The organism is Bradyrhizobium pachyrhizi, assembly GCF_001189245.1.
GTDB lineage: Bacteria > Pseudomonadota > Alphaproteobacteria > Rhizobiales > Xanthobacteraceae > Bradyrhizobium > Bradyrhizobium pachyrhizi.
Genome location: NZ_LFIQ01000119.1, coordinates 186,479 through 204,637, shown reverse-complemented (window position 1 = coordinate 204,637; position 18,159 = coordinate 186,479). Strand labels below are relative to the sequence as shown.

At 65.0% G+C, this 18,159-nt stretch carries 15 protein-coding genes and 1 pseudogene; 9 read left to right on the top strand and 7 right to left on the bottom strand.

Going from position 1 to position 18,159, the window contains the following annotated elements; genetic code table 11:
- Positions 1-120: 120 nt before the first annotated feature.
- From AKL29_RS35945 to AKL29_RS35935, 3 genes and pseudogenes are all read left to right on the top strand, one after another.
- Positions 121-2,487 (top strand): putative bifunctional diguanylate cyclase/phosphodiesterase, encoded by a 2,367-nt coding sequence (locus tag AKL29_RS35945; RefSeq protein WP_050387420.1) that lies wholly within the window; start codon positions 121-123, stop codon positions 2,485-2,487.
- A 261-nt stretch (positions 2,488-2,748) separates the two neighbouring features.
- Positions 2,749-3,738 carry a DUF2778 domain-containing protein gene (locus AKL29_RS35940; protein WP_050387419.1) on the top strand — a complete coding sequence of 330 codons (990 nt, stop codon included), beginning with the start codon at positions 2,749-2,751 and terminating at the stop codon, positions 3,736-3,738.
- A gap of 109 nt (positions 3,739-3,847) precedes the next feature.
- A pseudogene (locus AKL29_RS35935) lies at positions 3,848-4,781 on the top strand (PDR/VanB family oxidoreductase).
- A 37-nt stretch (positions 4,782-4,818) separates the two neighbouring features.
- Here the strand turns inward: AKL29_RS35935 and AKL29_RS35930 are convergent.
- Complete coding sequence (locus AKL29_RS35930) at positions 4,819-6,780, bottom strand: putative bifunctional diguanylate cyclase/phosphodiesterase (protein ID WP_050387578.1); 1,962 nt, start codon at positions 6,778-6,780, stop codon at positions 4,819-4,821.
- A gap of 271 nt (positions 6,781-7,051) precedes the next feature.
- Here AKL29_RS35930 and AKL29_RS35925 point away from each other — a divergent pair, with 271 nt between their 5' ends.
- From AKL29_RS35925 to AKL29_RS35915, 3 genes are all read left to right on the top strand, one after another.
- The gene (locus AKL29_RS35925; RefSeq protein WP_050387418.1) at positions 7,052-8,047 is read left to right on the top strand and encodes a VOC family protein; all 996 of its coding nucleotides are present in this window, start codon (positions 7,052-7,054) and stop codon (positions 8,045-8,047) included.
- A 1-nt stretch (position 8,048) separates the two neighbouring features.
- A complete protein-coding gene (gene mhpA, locus AKL29_RS35920) occupies positions 8,049-9,638 on the top strand; it encodes a bifunctional 3-(3-hydroxy-phenyl)propionate/3-hydroxycinnamic acid hydroxylase MhpA (RefSeq protein WP_050387417.1) in 1,590 nt (529 codons plus the stop codon).
- Positions 9,639-9,795: 157 nt separating this feature from the next.
- Positions 9,796-11,409 (top strand): GMC family oxidoreductase, encoded by a 1,614-nt coding sequence (locus tag AKL29_RS35915; RefSeq protein ID WP_050387416.1) that lies wholly within the window; start codon positions 9,796-9,798, stop codon positions 11,407-11,409.
- Positions 11,410-11,511: 102 nt separating this feature from the next.
- On the opposite strand, the gene hemE is transcribed toward AKL29_RS35915, so the two are convergent.
- A complete protein-coding gene (gene hemE / locus AKL29_RS35910) occupies positions 11,512-12,558 on the bottom strand; it encodes a uroporphyrinogen decarboxylase (RefSeq protein WP_050387415.1) in 1,047 nt (348 codons plus the stop codon).
- Between the two features lie 122 nt (positions 12,559-12,680).
- Between hemE and AKL29_RS35905 the strand changes: the two genes are divergently transcribed.
- Entirely contained in the window at positions 12,681-12,866 is a 186-nt protein-coding gene (locus tag AKL29_RS35905) for a hypothetical protein (RefSeq protein ID WP_028333252.1), read from the top strand.
- Positions 12,867-12,990: 124 nt separating this feature from the next.
- On the opposite strand, the gene AKL29_RS35900 is transcribed toward AKL29_RS35905, so the two are convergent.
- The 3 genes from AKL29_RS35900 to AKL29_RS35890 form a co-directional block, all read right to left on the bottom strand.
- Entirely contained in the window at positions 12,991-13,278 is a 288-nt protein-coding gene (locus AKL29_RS35900; protein WP_152977908.1) for a PilZ domain-containing protein, read from the bottom strand.
- Positions 13,279-13,430: 152 nt separating this feature from the next.
- Positions 13,431-15,101, bottom strand: a complete 1,671-nt coding sequence (locus tag AKL29_RS35895) for a pilus assembly protein TadG-related protein (protein WP_050387414.1) — start codon at positions 15,099-15,101, stop codon at positions 13,431-13,433.
- 1 nt (position 15,102) lies between these two features.
- A complete protein-coding gene (locus AKL29_RS35890; RefSeq protein WP_028333249.1) occupies positions 15,103-15,516 on the bottom strand; it encodes a TadE/TadG family type IV pilus assembly protein in 414 nt (137 codons plus the stop codon).
- Positions 15,517-15,896: 380 nt separating this feature from the next.
- Here AKL29_RS35890 and AKL29_RS35885 point away from each other — a divergent pair, with 380 nt between their 5' ends.
- Complete coding sequence (locus tag AKL29_RS35885; RefSeq protein ID WP_244482612.1) at positions 15,897-16,784, top strand: LysR family transcriptional regulator; 888 nt, start codon at positions 15,897-15,899, stop codon at positions 16,782-16,784.
- A 29-nt stretch (positions 16,785-16,813) separates the two neighbouring features.
- Here the strand turns inward: AKL29_RS35885 and AKL29_RS35880 are convergent, their stop codons facing one another.
- Together AKL29_RS35880 and trhO are read right to left on the bottom strand one after the other, a co-directional pair.
- Positions 16,814-17,029, bottom strand: a complete 216-nt coding sequence (locus AKL29_RS35880) for a SlyX family protein (protein ID WP_050387413.1) — start codon at positions 17,027-17,029, stop codon at positions 16,814-16,816.
- Positions 17,022-17,813 carry an oxygen-dependent tRNA uridine(34) hydroxylase TrhO gene (gene trhO, locus AKL29_RS35875; protein WP_050387412.1) on the bottom strand — a complete coding sequence of 264 codons (792 nt, stop codon included), beginning with the start codon at positions 17,811-17,813 and terminating at the stop codon, positions 17,022-17,024. Before trhO ends, AKL29_RS35880 begins: the two co-directional genes overlap by 8 nt.
- 170 nt (positions 17,814-17,983) lie before the next feature.
- Between trhO and AKL29_RS46090 the strand changes: the two genes are divergently transcribed.
- On the top strand, positions 17,984-18,159 hold a 176-nt coding region (locus AKL29_RS46090; RefSeq protein ID WP_244482633.1), incomplete at its 3' end, for a gamma-glutamyltransferase.

The following is an 18,159-nucleotide window of genomic DNA, read 5'->3' as shown; positions in this document are numbered from 1 at the left end:
TAAAGTTTGACGCAATTGCGCTGCTGCCAAGTCGTTTCAAACTCATCCCGTTTTGCAACGTGAGGTTAAGTCACCGTTCCTAGGCTACCCGATAAATTTCAGGGTCGGGGCGCATTGGGCATGTTCTTTTCGTTTCGAAGCTGGTCATTGTGGCGGGTGGTGGGGCCGCTGCTGGCCATCGTGCTGCTGCTCGGCGGCCTGTCGGTGGGCAGCCTGCAGGTGATGTCGGCGGTCAGGGCCTATGTGGCCGGCGAAAGCATGTGGTCGAAGGGGCAGAAGGACGCCATCCACTACCTGCAGACCTATGTCAGCACAGGCGCGCCGCTCTATCTGCAGAAGTTCGATGCCGCGATCGCGGTGCCGCTGGCCGATCGTACGGCGCGGCGCGCCCTGGAGGCGCCTGGCGACAATGACGCGGTGGCGAGCGCCGGCTTCGCCAGGGCAGGTAATCATGATGACGACATCGGCGGCCTGATCTGGCTGTTCAAATACTTCCGCACAATGCACCACGTGGCGGGCGCGGTGACGGCATGGCGCAATTCGGATGCGTTGCTCGATCAGCTGATTGAAATCCGGAACGAGGCCGCGAGCGACGTCGCGCTGCACGACCCGTCGGCTGCGACCATCCGGCATTGGGCCGAACGGATCGGTATGGTCGACGCCGCGCTGAGCACGCTCGCCGTCGATTTCTCCGATCATCTCGGCAAGGCGTCGCGGCAGGTCTCCGCGCTGCTGCTGCTGGTCAACCTCGTGATCGCGGCTTGCCTTGCCGGCATCGTGCTGGTCCACACGAGGCGGATGCTGTGGCGGCGCTGGCTTGCCGAGACCGCGCTCGCGGTCGAGAAGGAGCGCGCCCAGCTCACGCTGGCGTCGATCGGCGATGCCGTCATCGTGACGACGCAGGACGATCGGGTCGACTACGTGAACGCCGCCGCGCAGCGGCTCATGGCGGCAGGGCAGGAGGTGACGGGACGGTCGCTGGCGTCGCTGTTCAACATTGCCGAACAGCCGGTGCGCGGATCGTTCGACGCCGCCGACGAAAGCCGGCCGCAGCTCCTGGTGCGGCCGGACCACTCCAGCGTGCCGGTCTCGGTGGTCGAGACCCCGATCGTGCATGCCGGAGAACCGGCGGGCCGAGTCATGATCATTCACGACATGACTGCCGAGCGGCGGCTGGTCGAGGAATTGGCGTGGGCTGCCTCGCATGACGCGCTGACCGGCCTTGCCAACCGGCGGCAGTTCGAGTTCGAACTGCACAAGGCGATGTCGGGCTCGCCGGCCATCGGCGCCGACCTGATGCTGATCGATCTCGATCAGTTCAAGATCGTCAACGACACCTGCGGCCATATGGCGGGCGACCGGTTGCTGAAGCAGGTGGCGAGGCTGCTTGCAACCGAAGTCGGCAGCAGCGGCCTCGTCGCGCGTCTTGGCGGCGACGAGTTCGGCATTCTGCTGCGTGACGACGGCTCCGCGACGCACGACGTCGCTGCCGACGTCGCGGAGCGGATCAGGGCGGTGATCGAGCAGTCGAACTTCGTTTATGAGGGGTCGAGCTTCCGGATCAGCGCGAGCATCGGCCTGGTCGGGCTGGCCGACAGCGCCGGCGTGCAGGACGCGTTGCGGCTTGCCGACGTTGCCTGTTTCCTTGCCAAGGACAAGGGACGCAACCGCGTCCAGGAGCACCGCCCGTCCGACACCGGCATGGCCGTGCGCGTTGCCGAGATGAGCTGGGTCAATCGCATTCGCAAGGGATTGGACGAAGGACGCTTCTGCCTCTACGAGCAGGAGATCCGCCCGGTGAACGGCGCGCTGAAAGGCAACGACCGGCGCGAGCTCTTGCTGCGCCTGCGCGACGAGAACGGCGCGCTGGTGCCGCCCGGCAGTTTCCTGCCCGCCGCCGAACGCTACGGGCTGATGCCGCTGATCGACCGCTGGGTGGTTCGCCGCGCCTTCGAGATCATCGCCGAGCGCAAGCACCAGCCGCGCAAGATTGCGAGCTACGCCATCAATTTGTCCGGCGCCACCATCGGCGACAGCGACTTCGTCGACTTCGTCGCCGGGCTGTTCGCGCAACTTGACGTTTCGCCGGCATCGGTGTGTTTCGAGATCACCGAGACCAGCGCAATCTCGAACCTCGACGAGGCGCAGAAGTTCATCGCGCGGCTGCGCGAGATCGGCTGCAGCTTCTCGCTCGACGATTTCGGCACCGGCATGTCCTCGATCGCCTATCTGAAGCACCTGCCGGTCGACATCATCAAGATCGACGGTTCGTTCGTGAAGGAGATACTGAACAGCAAGGTCGATCGGGCGATGGTCGAGATGATCACCAAGACCGCGAAGATCATGCAGAAGCAGGTGGTCGCGGAGTTCGTCGAGAACCTCGCGATCCTGGACGAGCTGCGCCAGATCGGGGTCGATTACGCCCAGGGTTACGCCATCGGGAAGCCGGTCCCGGTGCTCACCCTCTGGGAGGAAAAGATCGCCTGAGCCGTCGAAATCGTCCCGAATCGGGACCTTTTCGGTCAATTCAGCCCGCCCAAGGCTGATTCTCTGGCACTTTCCATCCGAAAAACGTTTAAAAATCCTCTCGTTGTCCGCTTTGTCTCGATTATGCCTTACTCTAATTCCCTGATATGATGAGTGATCGGTGAATCCCGGTGGGCCGGGTAACAGGCCCCAGAGCACCGAACTTGGGGATTGATGGGTCAACGAACGACGAAAGCTGCCCGGCGTAAGTCGAGCCGCGGCATGTCACTGGTGGGCAGCACGGCGTTTGCCGTGAGCGCGCTTGCCCTGTCGTCTGGCCTTGCCGCCTGGATGGTCGGCATCGACCCCACCGCATGGCTTCACGGTCCGGCGCTCGCCAACACCTCAGCCTCGCTGAACTTCGACGATCGCTTCGGCTCGCGCTCCACGATCAATTCGGCCTCACTCTATTATCCACTGCGCCGCGGGTTCCGTTCGAGCCGCGGCGATTTCAATTCCGAGTTCGGCCAGATCGAGGACGCGCTGGCCGGCCAGCTACGCGACACGCAGACCGAACTGCCGACCAGCCAGTCGGCAACGGCGTCCGTCGCTGCCACGACCGCAGCGACGACGTCCTCCGTGCCGATGCCGCGGTCGCGGCCGGCCGAGGCCAATCTGCTTGCGCGTAACGATCAGCCGCCACCGCCGCAGGCGCCGGTGCAGCAGGGCGACAACCGGACATTCCTGCAGAAGATCGCCGATATGATGCCGGGCAAGCTGCAGCTGGCCTCGCTCGATCCGAATGACGGATTGTTGTCCGGTCCGAGTCCCGATCTCGGCAAGCTCGGTTATGACAGCACGACGGCGGTCTACGACATCACCGGCCGCATCGTGTACATGCCCGACGGCACCAAGTTCGAGGCGCATTCAGGCCTCGGCAATCTGCTCGACGACCCGGCGCACGTGAATGCCCGCAACGCAGGCGCGACGCCGCCCGGCATCTATGAGATGAAGCCGCGTGAAAAGCTGTTCCACGGCGTGCCCGCGCTGCGCATGACGCCGGTCGATGGCAGCGACACGTTCGGGCGCGTCGGCCTCTTGGTCCACAGCTACATGCTCGGGCCGAACGGCGACTCCAACGGCTGCATCTCGGTCAAGCACTACGACAAGTTCCTGCAGGCTTATCGCAGCGGCACGATCAAGCGCATCGCCGTGGTGATCAACATCAAGGATGTTCAGTCGGCTTCGACCCGCGCGGCGTCGAACTCGTAGGCCGCGCGCCGGCGCCTCCGGCAAATCGCGCAGGCGCTTGCAGATTCCAGCTTTCGATCCGCTGACCGCCTCCAGAGCGGCCTAGCTGCTTCTCCCATCGTCGCGGAAAATCGCGCCACGTCGTCGCCAGCTCTCCCTGGGCGGCGCCGCGGGTGCGCCCTATCCCGTCGGCAGCCATATCGATGTCGGCGTCACCATCGAAGGCCAGCCGCAGACGCGGTCCTATTCGCTGGTCGGCGAAGTCGATCCGCAGGGCTACCGGATCGCAGTTCGGCACGCAGCGGATTCCCGCGGCGGCTCGCGCTACATGTGGTCGCTCGCGCCGGGGGCGCGGCTCAACATCACGCAGCCCGCCTCGCTGGTGCAACTCGACTGGACGCGGCGGCACTATTGCCTGATCGCGGGCGGCATCGGCATCACGCCGATCGTCGGTGCGGCACAGGTGCTGACCCGCCGCGACGCCGGCGTGACGCTGCACTATGCCGTGCGCGCGCGGCGATGCGGTCTATCTCGATACGCTCGAGCGTGCGCTCGGCGACCGCCTCTCCGTTCATGCCGGCGACGAAGGCAGGCGGCTCGACCTCGGCGGCGTCTTTGCGGCGCTGCCGCAGGATATGATGACGCTGTTCTGTGGCCCGATGCGGATGCTGGACGCGGCGCGGCGCGCCTGGGAGGCATCAGGTCGCCCGCTCTCCGATTTGCGCTACGAGACCTTTGGATCGAGCGGGCTGCTGCCGACCGAGCCGTTCCGCGTGCGGCTCAGGGGCCAAGGGACCGAACTGGGGACCGAGTTCGTCATCCCGCGCGACGGGTCGATGCTGGACGTGCTCAACGAAGCCGGTCATGAGGTGATGAGCGACTGCCGGCGCGGCGAATGCGGGGTCTGCGCACTCGACGTGGTCGATGTCGACGGCGAGATCGACCATCGCGACGTCTTCTTCAGTGAGCATCAGAAGCAGGAGAGCCGCAAGATCTGCGCCTGCGTCTCGCGTGCCCGCGGCACCATCACGGTCGATACCCTGCATCGGTCGGACGCGCTCTGACCCAACCGAGCGGCGCTCGGGCGGCGTCCGATCAGGGCTACGCCGCGTGCACCGAGTGCTGCGGATCGTGATCGAGCAGTGCGGAAATCTCGCTGCCTGACATCGGCCGCCCGATCAGATAGCCCTGGACCTCGTCGCAGCTGGTCTGGCGCAGATATTCGAGCTGATCCGCGGTCTCGACGCCTTCGGCCACGACGCCGATCTGCAGCTCCTGCGCGAGGCCGATCACCGATTTGACGATCGCGGCGCAGTCCGGCTGGGTCAGCATGTCCCGGATGAAGGATTGATCGATCTTGATGCGGCTGAACGGCAGCTTGCGCAGATAGGTCAGCGACGAGAAGCCGGTGCCGAAATCGTCGAGCGCCACCGTCAGGCCGAGCTCGAGCAGCGCGTGCAGGATCGCGGGCGCCGATCCGTATTTCGAGATCAGCATCGACTCGGTGATCTCGATCTCGAGACGGCTCGGCGCGACATTCGCCTCGGCCAGCGCGTCGACGATCGTCTGCAGGATGCCGACGTTCTGGAACTGGACCGCGGAGAAATTGACCGCGATCCGGATGTCGTCCGGCCAGCGCGACAGCATCGTGCAGGCGCGGCGGATCACCCACTCGCCGAGCTGGTGGATCAGTCCGCTCTCCTCGGCGATCGGGATGAAGACGGACGGCGGGATCAGGCCGCGCGTCGGATGCTGCCATCGCAACAGTGCCTCGAAGCCGGTGACGCGGCCTTTGCGGATGTCGAGGAACGGCTGGTAGACCAGAAACAGCTCGTCCGCCTCGATCGCGTGCTCGAGATCCCGCTGCAAGGCGCGGCGGTCGCGCGCCGACCGGTCGTCGCTGGCCTCGAAGAAGCAGATGGTGCCGGGGGCGGATTTCTTCGCCCGGTAAAGCGCGATGTCGACATGCTTGAGCAGGTCGTGGGACGTGCTGCCGTCCCGGGGCGCGAGCACGATGCCGATGCTGATGGTGCGGTTGACCTCCAGCCCGTCGATCGGGAACGGGTCGGCAAAGGCCGCGACGAACCGTTCGGCGATCGCCAGCGCCTCCTCGGGCCTCGTCAGATTCGACATGATGAGCGCGAACTCGTCGCCGCCGATCCGTGCGACATGTTCGGCCGCGCGGGTGCAGCGTTGCAACCGGGCCGCCACCTGCACCAGGAACTCGTCGCCCGCCGGATGGCCGAACCTGTCGTTGACCTCCTTGAAGCGATCGAGATCGAGCAGCAGCACCGCGAATTCCTCGCCCGACCGCGCCAGCCGGTTCAGTGCACCGTTGAGCGCTTCATTGAAGGCGACGCGGTTCGGCAGATGCGTCAGCGGATCCTGCCTCACCGTCCGTTCGGCCTCGTGCTGGGCGATGATCCGGCGCCTGAACTCGAACGCGTTGACGAACACGCCGCGCAGCAGCACCGAACCGTAGACCAGCACCAGCACGGCCATCAGGAGGTAGACGAAATCGCCGTCCCGGCCGAGGCAGATCGCGGTGCCGACGAAGATCGGCGCGGTGAACGCAATCGCGGCGATCGGGATGGTGGAGAACGCGAAGGCGCCGCCGGCCAGCATTCCGGCGCACAGGCAGGTGATGACGAGCTGGGCGCCGCTCGATGCGTTCGCGAAGAAGGCGACGGGGACGACGCCCCAGGCCGTCCCGAGCGCCAGCGCATTGCGCACCAGCCGGTACATGGTCCGGCGCGACACGAATTGCGGCTTGGCGATGCGGCGCGATGCCCGCGCCTGCAGGCCGAAGAACAGCGCCGCGCTGCCCACCGCGGCCGCCCACACCAGCGCAAAGGCCCAGTCCGGCGATTGCCACAGCGCAATCGCGAGCACCAGCGCGTTGCAGGCGTTGGCCAGCATGATGCCGAAGGAATAGCCGAGCACCAGCGAGACCTGTTCGGCGCGGATGTGGCCGACAAGCGCTTCATCCGCCGGTGGTGCACCGAAGGCCGCGAGGTCGCCCGCGAACAGGGTCGCGAAATATGATCTCAGATGGGTACGCATCACTACGTTGCCTGCCCGGTTTGGCCATGGCGCAGTGGCGAAGAATTCTCTGCAAACCTTTGACAAACTATGAACTATTGGAACGGACCGTGCCGCGGCGGCCCCCCGCTTGGGTTCCACCGGCCGGCATTGCTAACAAATCGATACAAATGCGTGACGCGAGGTCACGGAGCGGCAAAGCCGGCCTGACGCCGCGCTGCTTGATCCACCGCGGGTTTTTCGCAATGAGTCGGGTTCCCGCGAACGGCAAGGCAAAAACCAGAAGGTGCGCATGAGCCTCCCGACGACGAACCACGATCCCGGGTTCCGTATCACGCGAGCCAGCCATGTCGTCCTGACCGTCCGTGATCTCGCGGAGAGCCGGCAGTTCTACGAAAAGGTGATCGGGCTGATCCTGACCGCGGAGGAGGGCGATGCGCTCTATTTCCGCGGCGTCGAGGAGGCCTGTCATCACAGCCTTGTATTGCGCAAAGGCGAGGGCGCCGCCTGCGCGCGGCTGGGCCTGCGGGTCTTTCTGGACGGTGACCTCGACCGGCTCAAGGCCTTCTTCGAAGCGCAGGGATGCCGGGCCGCCTGGGCCGAGGTGCGGCATCAGGGTCGCACCCTGCATGCGACCGATCCGGCCGGCACGCCGCTGGAGTTCTGCGCGACCATGCCGGTCGAGCCGCGCATGATCACCAAATTCACCCGCCATGCCGGCGGCTCGGCGCTGCGGCTCGATCACTACCAGGTGCTGACGCCGGAGGTGCGCAAGGCGTGCGAGTTCTACACCGCGGCAGGCTTCCGGCTCAGCGAATATATCGCGCCCGCTGATACCTTCGACCTGCGAGGCGTGTTCCTGCAGCGCAAGGGCAATCCGCACGACATCGTGTTCTTCAACGGTGCCGGACCGCGGCTGCATCATTTCGCATTTCTCGCGCCCGAAGTTCATCATCTGCTCAACGCCTGCGATGTCGCCGGCGAGCTCGGCTATGGCGCGGCCGTCGAACGCGGCCCCGGGCGCCATGGCCCGGGACACGCGATGTATGTCTACATGCGCGATCCCGACGGGCATCGCGTCGAGCTGTTCAACACGCACTACCAGATCATGGACATCGAGAACGCGCCGGTCGGCTGGGATCCGTCCGACCACACGATTTCGTTCCCGTGGGGGCTGCCGGCGCGGCAGGCCTGGTTCGAGGAGGCGACGCCGTTCGAAGGTGTCGCGATCCGCGAGCCGCAGGTGAAGCCGAAACCGCTGACGCTCGAGAGCTACCTCGCGAAGTAGCATGTCATTGCCAGCCGATAATCCCATCCATGACGTGGCCATCGTCGGCCTCGGGCCGGTCGGTGCCATCTTCGCCAATCTGCTCGCGAAATCCGGCTTGAGGGTCGCCGTCGTCGAGCGCGTTGCTGACATCTACGACAAGCCGCGCGCCATCACGCTCGATCACGAGGCGCTGCGCGTGCTGCAGGCGATCGGACTCGGCGATTTCATGGAGCAGGCGATCGCCCCGCATAACGGCTCGCACTATCTCGGCGTCGACGGCGAGGTCATCAAGATCTTCGACCCGATGCCGCCGCCGTTTCCGCTTGGTTGGATTCCGAACGTGACCTTCGTGCAGCCGGACGTCGAGCAGGCGCTGCGCGACAAGCTCGCCGACTATCCGCATGCCGACATTTTCCTTGCGGCCACGGGCGTGGCGCTGCAGCAGGACGATGGCGCGGTGATGCTGACGGCGCGTCGCGAGTCCGGCGAGGAGGTCTTGATCCGGGCGCGCTATCTGGTCGGCTGCGACGGCGCCAACAGCTTCGTCCGCAAGCAACTCGGCATCGGCCTCGACGACCTCGCCTTCGATGAATGGTGGATGGTGGTGGACACGCTGACCAGCGATCCCGCCAAGCGGCCGGCCAGGAGCTTTCAGTATTGCTGGCCGTCGCGTCCCGGCACCTTCGTGCCGGGCCCGCGCAATTTGCGGCGCTGGGAGATCAAGTTGCTGCCCGGCGAGGACCCCGAGGCGGCCGGCGCGCCCGACAACGTCGTGAAGCTGCTCAGGGGTTTCACCGATATCTCCGACCTCACGATCTGGCGCTCGGCGGTCTATCGCTTTCACGCGCTGCTCGGCCAGCGCTGGCGCGACCGCCGCGTGCTGCTGATGGGCGATGCCGTGCACCAGACGCCGCCGTTCCTCGGGCAGGGACTGTGCGCCGGTATCCGCGATGCGGTGAACCTGGCCTGGAAGTTGAGGCTGGTTCTTCGCGGCGACGCGGGCGGTGCGCTGCTCGACAGTTACGAGATCGAGCGCAAGCCGCATGTCCGCGCCGTCGTCGCCAGCGCCAAGGAGTTCGGCAAGATCATCGGCGAGCTCGATCCGGTGGCCGCCGTCGAACGTGACGTGCGGCTGCGCGCCGACCTGAAGGCCGGCAAGGCCGAAACCATCAGGCAGAAATTCATCCCCGATCTCGTTTCCGGCCTGATCGCGCGCGATGCTGCGCTTGCCGGGCGGCTGTTCGTGCAGCCGCATGTGCGCGCGGCAGATGGGCGGACGTGCCGGCTCGACGATCTGCTGAAACCGGAATTCGCGATCGTGACGACGACGGCGGAGCCGATGGCGTGGCTGTCGGATGCGTCCGCTGCCGCCTGGCAGCGTCTGTCAGGCCAGCGCGTCGTCATCGCCGCATCGGGCGAAACTGCCGATCGAGGCGGTATCCTGACCGTGGTCGAACACGACGGGCTGTTCGCCGAATGGATGCGGCAACATGGTGCCGTGGCGGTGATCGTGCGGCCCGACCGTTACGTGTTCGGTGCCGCAGGCGGCGCCGAAGAGCTCAATATGCTTGTCGGGCAACTGCTCCAGAACCTCCGCGCATGGCACTAGCGCGTTTTCGAGCGAAGTGGATGCCGGTTCGCGCGAAGAAAACGCGTCAAGACAGGAATCTAGGGCCCCGTGCCGATGCCATCGGAACGGGGCCCTAGTCTTTTCAAGCGGGCGCTTTGTCTGTACCACCGGAAGAAAGAAATTCCGGGGGAAACCAGTGAACAACAATAACGATGCGGCGGAGTATGATTACGTCATCGTCGGCGCCGGCTCGGCCGGCTGCGTGCTCGCCAACCGGCTGAGCGCTGACGGCAAGCACTCGGTGCTGCTGCTCGAGGCCGGACCGAAGGACAGCAACATCTGGATCCATGTCCCGCTCGGCTACGGCAAGCTGTTCAAGGAAAAATCCGTCAACTGGATGTACCAGACCGAGCCCGAGCCCGGCCTCAACGGCCGGCAGGTGTTCCAGCCGCGCGGCAAGGTGCTCGGCGGCTCCAGTTCGATCAACGGCCTGCTCTATGTGCGCGGTCAGCACGAGGACTACGACCGCTGGCGACAGCGCGGCAATGCCGGCTGGGGCCATGACGACGTTCTGCCCTATTTCAGGAAGGCGGAGGATCAGCAGCGCGGCGGCGACAAATATCACGGCGCCGGAGGCCCGCTGCCGGTGTCGGATTGGCGGCATCATGATCCGCTGTCGGAGGCCTTCGTGCATGCCGCAGCCGAGGTCGGCATTCCCACCAATCCGGATTTCAACGGCGCGACCCAGGAGGGCGCGGGCTTCTTCCAGACCACGACGCGGCGCGGCCGGCGCGCCTCGACGGCGCGGTCCTATCTGCGGCCGGCGCTGACGCGCGGCAATCTTCATGTCGAGACCTCGGCGCTGGCGCAGCGCATCCTGTTCGACGGCAAGCGCGCGAGCGGCGTCGCCTACAAGCAGAACGGGCAATTGCGCAAGGCCAAGGCGCGCAAGGAGGTGCTGGTATCGAGCGGTGCGTACAACTCGCCGCAATTGTTGCAGCTCTCCGGCGTCGGCCCCGCCGATCTGTTGAAGCAGCACGGCATCGACATCGTGCTCGATGCGCCCGGCGTCGGCAACGATCTGCAGGATCACATGCAGGTCCGCATCGTCACGCGCTGCGCGCAAACCGTCACGCTGAACGACGTCATCAATCATCCCGTGCGCCGCGTCATGGCGGGCCTCCGCTACGCCGCGCTGCGCAAAGGACCGTTGACGATCGCCGCCGGCACCTCCGGCGCGTTCTTCAAGACCAGCCCGCGGCTGGCCTCGCCCGACATCCAGATCCACTTCCTGCCGTTCTCGACCGACAAGATGGGCGAGAAGCTGCATCCGTTCTCGGGCTTCACGGCCTCGGTCTGCCAGCTGCGTCCGGAGAGCCGCGGTTCGCTGAAGATCAGGAGCGCGGACCCGGGCGTGCCGCCGGAAATCCGCATCAACTATCTGGCGACCGAGACCGACCGCCGCGCCTTCATCGACGGCATCCGTATCCTGCGCAAGATCCTGGCCGCACCGGCGCTGAAATCCTATTCAGTGGGCGAGGTCGATCCCGGCGCCAAGGTGGTCAGCGACGACGACCTGCTCGATTTCTGCCGGCGCACCGGCAGCACGGTCTATCATCCGACCTCGACCTGCCGGATGGGCAACGATCCGCTCGCGGTGGTCGACCAGCGGCTCAGGGTGCGCGGCATCGAAGGTCTGCGCGTGGTCGATGCGTCCGTCATGCCGGACCTGATGTCGGGCAATACCAATGCGCCGACAATCATGATCGCGGAGAAGGCGTCCGACATGATTTTGGAGGATGCGCGGTAGACTCGCAGTGACGTAGCCCGGATGCAGCGGAGCGAAATCCGGGACCTTCTACACCGCAACAGGCACCCGGATTGCGCTGCGCTGTATCCGGGCTACAAGGCCTCAGCCCTTATATGCGCGCACCCTCGCGACCATCTGCTCGACATGGGCGATCGGCGTTTCGGGGAGGATGCCGTGGCCGAGATTGAAGATCAGCCGCCCCTTGCCGAAGTTCTCCAGCACATCGTCCACCGCGCGATCGAGCGCGGCGCCGCCGGCGATCAGGGCCAGCGGATCGAGATTGCCCTGCACCGCGACCCGGCTCTGCACGCGCTCGCGGATCATTGACGGCTCGGTGGCCCAATCGATCGAGACCGCATCGACGCCGGTTTGCTCGACATAGGCCGGCAGCATGCCTGCCGCGCCGCGCGGGAAGCCGATGATCCTGGCATCGGGGACCTGCTTGCGCACTCCGGCCACGATGCGCCGGGTCGGCTCGATCGACCAGCGGGCGAATTCGCGCGGCGGCAGCACGCCGGCCCAGGTGTCGAAGATCTGCAGGCAGTCGGCGCCGGCCTTCAACTGGCCGACCAGATAGTGGATCGAGTTCTCGATCAGCACGTCGATGATCCTGGCGAACGCATCCGGATGGCGGTAGGCAAGCATCCGCGCGGGTGCCTGGTCCGGCGTGCCCTGTCCGGCCACCATGTAGGTCGCAACCGTCCACGGCGCGCCGCAGAAGCCGATCAGCGCGATCTCGGGGGCGAGTTCGCGACGGACGCGGCGCAACGCTTCAAACACCGGCTCGAGTTTGTCGAAATTGGCATGGGCCGCCAGCGTCGCGATCTCGCCGGGCGTTGCCAGCGGATCGAGCCGGGGTCCTTCGCCGGCCTCGAAGCGCACCGAGCGGCCGAGCGCGTAGGGGATTACCAGGATGTCGGAGAAGATGATCGCGGCGTCGAAGTTGAACCGGCGGATCGGCTGCAGCGTGACCTCGGCGGCGAATTCGGGCGTGAAGCAGAGATCGAGGAAGCCGCCGGCCTTGGCACGCAGCTCGCGATATTCCGGCAGATAGCGGCCGGCCTGCCGCATCATCCAGAGCGGCGGCACGGCCTGCCGATGGCCCGACAGGACGTCGATGAGCGGCTTTTTGGTGGGATCCTGGGGCACGCGGATAGTTCCTGATCAGGTCAAAGTTTGCGCCCCTGATACACGCTGCAGCGCAATGGGCCAAGGCGGTTCTGGAACCCCTTTTTGCGTGGCCGCGTTGTCCCCCCGAATGGAGGGACGACATGGCCGACAAATTCGATCCTGCCCCGCACGACAAGCATGCCGAGAAGCCGCACGAGGCGCAGGCTGCCGACCGCAAGGCTCGCACCCGGCTGAAGGAGGGGCTCGAGGATACCTTCCCGGCCTCCGATCCGGTCAGCGCCACGCAGCCGGCGCCGTCGAAGCACGACGGCAATCGGGACAATTAGCTGGTATATCCCACCGGCTGCTAACCACGATGCCGCATGAGTTCAACATGCGGCGAACTATTCGCCGCGGAGCGATGGCTTGGAGCGACCGGGCCCGTCCGCATACCTTGATCGCCGGGATAGTCTAGACGGGGCCGCCGGCGGGGCGCTGCATCCGGTCAGATTCGAAGGTCACGCCGAGCCGTCGCTCCAGGCGCCAGGCCACGATGCAGTGCCGCCGGATCGGTTCGCTCTCGATCTCGAGCTCGAACGCGAGCGGGATTGCGACGTCGCTTTCCACGGCGAGCCCCGCGCCGCCGGTCGAGAGGTTGAGCACAAGACATCCGACACTGGTGTTGCGGAAGAAGATCGTCCCGCGCTTCAGCAGGATCGTTCGTTGGCTGTCGGTCTTGTATCTTATCGTTGTGCTCACGGCAGTCTCCTGACCCCGATGTGATGCCCGTCGCGATCGGTCCCCTCAAGCGCGATGGTCGCGCTTTCGCTTCTTGTTTGAGCGTGATCTCCGCGCAAACGCTTTGCGTTTGTCGCGAGGGAAAACCGCTTCGCAATTTTCCGGATCATGCTTTAGTTTACCAGCACGGCGCCATCGCAGCGAATGCCCAGCACCCAAACGTCGACCTGGCCGAGCCCGATGCCGAGCGTCGCGAGCAGCGAGGCCAGCACCTGATCGACTGAACTCGTCACGCCGTTCAGGATGCTCATGACGAGCGCCCCCAATCCCGGGATCGGCAGCCCGAGCGGGCCGAGATTGATGGTCAGCGAGATGTTGCCGAGCAGACTTCCTGTCAGCGACGAAAGGAAGTTGGTTGTCGTCACCGTCTTCTTGGTGCCCGACTGGATGTCGCTGTAACTGAAGTTGACATTGGTCGGCGTGGTGTTGCCCATGCCGGCATGCGCGAGGCCGGTGACGGTGGCGAGACCGAGGTTGACCAGTGTCGCCGGCGGCGGATTGGGCTTGGTCGTGAAGTTGGTCATGTCGGCGACCGTGACGTTGCCGATCCATGCATCCACGATCCCTGGCGTCACGCCGATCGTCACCTGCGAGGTGTTGATGTTCGGGTGGCCGCAGGACACAGCGTTGAGCGTCGCGGTACCCGAGGCGACCTCGACATAGACCGGGAGATTGATCGCAGACACGGTGCCGGAGCCGAGCACATTGATCGTTGCCAGGATCCTGGTCTGCGCGGTGTGGACGCTCACACCCTGGGTGCCGATCGCGATCCAGCTCGAGCCGACCGGGCGCTCGCCGATTGTTGCGATCACGGAGACGTTGGCGATGCCGGGCAGCCCGAGATTGATCGAGGTAGCGATCTGATGGTTGCCGTTGGCGATCTGGGCCACCGTGGAAATCAGGTCGAACACCGAAACACTGGCGCCGACCTTGGGTTTCTGCCCCACCGTGAGATTGGCGAAGGGACCGAGGTCGACCAGCGTGCCCGGCGAAATCTTGGTGGTGGAGCCGGTGACGCCCTGGGAGATCGTCGACAGCGCTGTGGTCGCCGCGTTGGCGCCGTTGGTGATCTGCTGGGTGGTCAGCGCGGACGCGACGATGTCGCCGACCTTGAGGTTGCTGCTCAGCAGGTCGCTATAGGTGACGCCGGTCAGGTTGACCCGGGTCGCCAGTGCCGACAGGAAGTCCAGTGCGTCGATCTTCGCGCTGATCAGCGCATTGTAGTCCATCACCGAGAGCGACAGCGTGGTGCCGAGCATCGAGCCGAGCAGCGCATTGAGCGCGCCGCCGTTGACCGAGAGCAGCCTCGACCCGATCGCGAACGAGGCCATTTCGGTCGATGTCGCGGTGGCGGTCGTCTTGATGGTGAAGCTGCTCGCGCCGGTGAGGTACCGCGCGAAGTAGAGCGGGGTCTGGGTGTTCAGCGTGACCCGCGCTGCGTTGGGAGTGCCGACCGCCGGGGTCACGAAACGGGCCTGCGGCGCGATGGCGCTGTTTGCGGTGTAGGTTCCTGTCTCGACCTTGACCAGCGCACTGGCCGGGTACTTGTTCTGCGTCACGGTCGCGGTGGCGGCGTTGACCGGATTGTTCAGGTTGGCGGCGGCGACGATCGCGGCGAGATCGGCGGTGCTCTGCGTCTTGCGCCGGTCGGCGAAGATCGTGCCGAGATCGATGGCGAGCCCGGCGCACCCGATCAGGAGCGTCATCAGGCCGGCGCTGATCATCGCGAAGTTTCCTCGTTCGTCGGCGCCGAAGCGCCGCATCAGCATGAGGACGCCTCTCATCCTAGAATCCCCCGTACTGAATCGCCGCGGAGCGGACGATCGTGCTCGCCGGGGCGGGGACGAAGGGCAGCTTGTAGATGAAGTTGCCGGCTGCGTTGTAGTTGACCGTCACGACGTAGACGTTGGCATTCGATGGAGACGGCGCGGCATTGACCGTGAGATTGCCGGGGACGAGCAACGGATAGGTCGACGCGTTGGCGGTGACGTAGCTCGTCGCGAGGCTGTTGCGTTCGGTGTCGGTCATTCCCGCGATGGATGACCGCGCCGCTTCGGCGGCGAGTTGCTGAACGCCATGCACCATGGCGAGATACGAGCCGAAGACGATGATGCCGAAAATGAAGGCAAGAAACAGCGGCAGCATCAGCGCGAATTCGACGGCGGACGCACCGCTTCGGCAGCGAAAAAATCTGGTCATTGCAACACACCTCGAAACGCCAACTACGACGTCACGTTGCGAGGCTTTGATTAAGGAAAACTATGAAAACGCTTTCACGAATCAGCGGCCGCAATTCAGACTTATCGGGTCAGTGAAACGTTATGGGGCGATCAGAATATTTGATGCGATATCCGCAAAAACCCGGAGTGTGGCGCGGTTGAGGTGCTGCAGCGTGTGGAGATGTAGTTGTGGGATACCGTGATATGCGGAGCAATGCACGTAACAATACATATGGCCTGCAATATCAGTGCCTTGGCGGTAATTGTAGCTAAACGAAAGTGCAACCAAATGTTAGTATAGCCTGATCACATACTCTGAAGATTGGAATTGCGTCCCGTGCTGAGACTGGAGGGCTCGCGATGCATAGACCGCGTCAGCATTTGAATATTCCTACTGAAATCGTTCGCACCGTCGTTGCGATCGCGGAGACAGGCAGCCTGTCGAAAGCCGGGGAGCGTCTCGGCCTCAGCCAGCCGGCGATCAGTTCGCAGGTCAAGCGCCTGCAAAGCCTGATTGGTGGCGCACTCTTCGTCAGAACCGCAAACGGCACCACGACCACGGAGCTTGGCAAGGTCGCCGTGCAGCAGGCGAGGCGCATCCTCGAAGCCAACGATCAACTGCTTCGGCTCGGCGGCAATCACGAAGGACCCCAGCCGTTGCGGCTGGGAATCAGCACGATGCTCGCCGAGGAGTTCCTGAAGCTGCATCCATCCGATGCACTCGCCGACGTTCTGCTGCACGCCGACATGTCACCGGCCGTCATCAGGGGATTGATCGACGGCTACATCGACATCGCGTTCGTCTACAGCAACCCTTCGCAGGAGAACGAAGACGAGGTGACGATCGCCGCCGAAGCCGACGAGCGGTCGGTGTGGGTGCGATCGCGCGATTTTGTGCTGCGGCCGGGCGCCCCGATCCCGATCCTGGCCTGGCCCGGTGACGACTGGATGATCCGGACGCTCACCAAGCACAACATCTCGTACAAGATCGTGTTCAGGAGCCCGAACCATCAGCTGCGGCTGGAAGCCGCACGGGCCGGATACGGCCTGACGGCGTGCCCCGAGCGGATGATCCCGTCCTCGCTGATCTCGGCGAAGGACTATTATCTTCCGGAGCTTCCGGTGCAGAAGCGCCTGCTATGCGTTCGCCCTGGTCTCGAAGGCAGCCGCGCCACGGCGATGGTGCAGCGGTTGTCCAGCCTGTTCTTCAGCGGCGCGAAGCCGATGCGTCAGGTGAGCAACATGTAGCCGGTGCTGCCGCGGTCCGGCGGCACTGATCAATAGTGCGGTGGGCGCTCGTTGCCGGGGCCGGGCGCCTGGCGTTCGGCCTCCTGAAGCCGGTCGCGCAACTCGGCGATCTGGCGCGTCAGCGCGTCGATCTGCTTCCATTGTGCCGTGATGGTCTGGTTCAGCGTCTCGATGGCCTCGTCCTGATAGGTCAGGCGAACCTCCAACGCATCGATCCGCTCGCTCAGCCTGGCCGTGTCATTCATGGACGGCAGCCTCGCAGGGGGCACTCTCGCGCTCCGCGTCGCTCGAAAGCGCACCCGCACTCTCGCGCAGGCCGTGGCCGAGCGCAACACGCTCGTCGAACACAAAGCAGTCGCCGCGCCAGCGGCTGTCCTGCTGCGGGGCGTCCTCGAGATATTTCAGGATGCCGCCCTTGAGGTGATAGACCTCGGCAAAGCCTTGCGCGAGCAGATAGGCGCTGGCCTTCTCGCAGCGGATGCCGCCGGTGCAGAACATCGCAATCCTGCGGTGCTTGGCCGGATCGAGGTTTCGCGCCGCAAATTCCTTGAATTGTCCAAAGCTCGCGATCCTGGGATCCACCGCGCCTTCGAACGTGCCCATCGCGACCTCGAACGCGTTGCGGGTATCGAGCACCATGATGTCAGGCGCGGCGATCAGCTCGTTCCAGTCGGCGGCATCGACATAGGTGCCGACCTGCCGCGTCGGATCGACCGTGGTGTCGCCGAGCGTGACGATCTCCTTCTTCAGCCGCACCTTGAGCCGCCGGAATGGCATCTGCGCGGCTTCGGAGAACTTCAGCTCGAGATTGTCGAGGCGGCCGCCGAACAGCGCTCCGTGCCTGAGCTCCGCAACGAAGTCATCGATGCCTTGGTCGGTGCCGGCAATGGTGCCGTTGATGCCCTCATGGGCGAGCAGCACGCTGCCCTTGAGATCGAGCCCGGCGCAGAACGTACGCAGCGGCTCGCGCAGCGCACGGAAGTCCGGCAGCGCGGCGAACTGGTAGAAGGCGGCGACCTTGAAGGGCATCGCCGGGGTTTATCAGGCCGGCCAGCCCGGCGAAACCCGCAAAGCCATGCATTGTCGGGATAATTCCCCTGGCATGCCAGGCATTGCTCAGCCGGGGATGAGTGTGTCATGTACTTGGCATCATCCGCCGCAGCCGCATCAGACCATCACGATCAAGCGAGCACTCTGTCATGAGGAATTTCCATTTCGCCGGCCGTTCCACGGTCCACGCCCAGAACGCGATGGTGGCGACGTCGCATCCGGAAGCGGCGCTCGCGGCCATCGAGGTGATGCGCGAGGGCGGCACGGCCGCCGACGCGGCGGTTGCAGCCTGCGCGCTGCTCGGCGTCATTGAGCCGCAATCGAC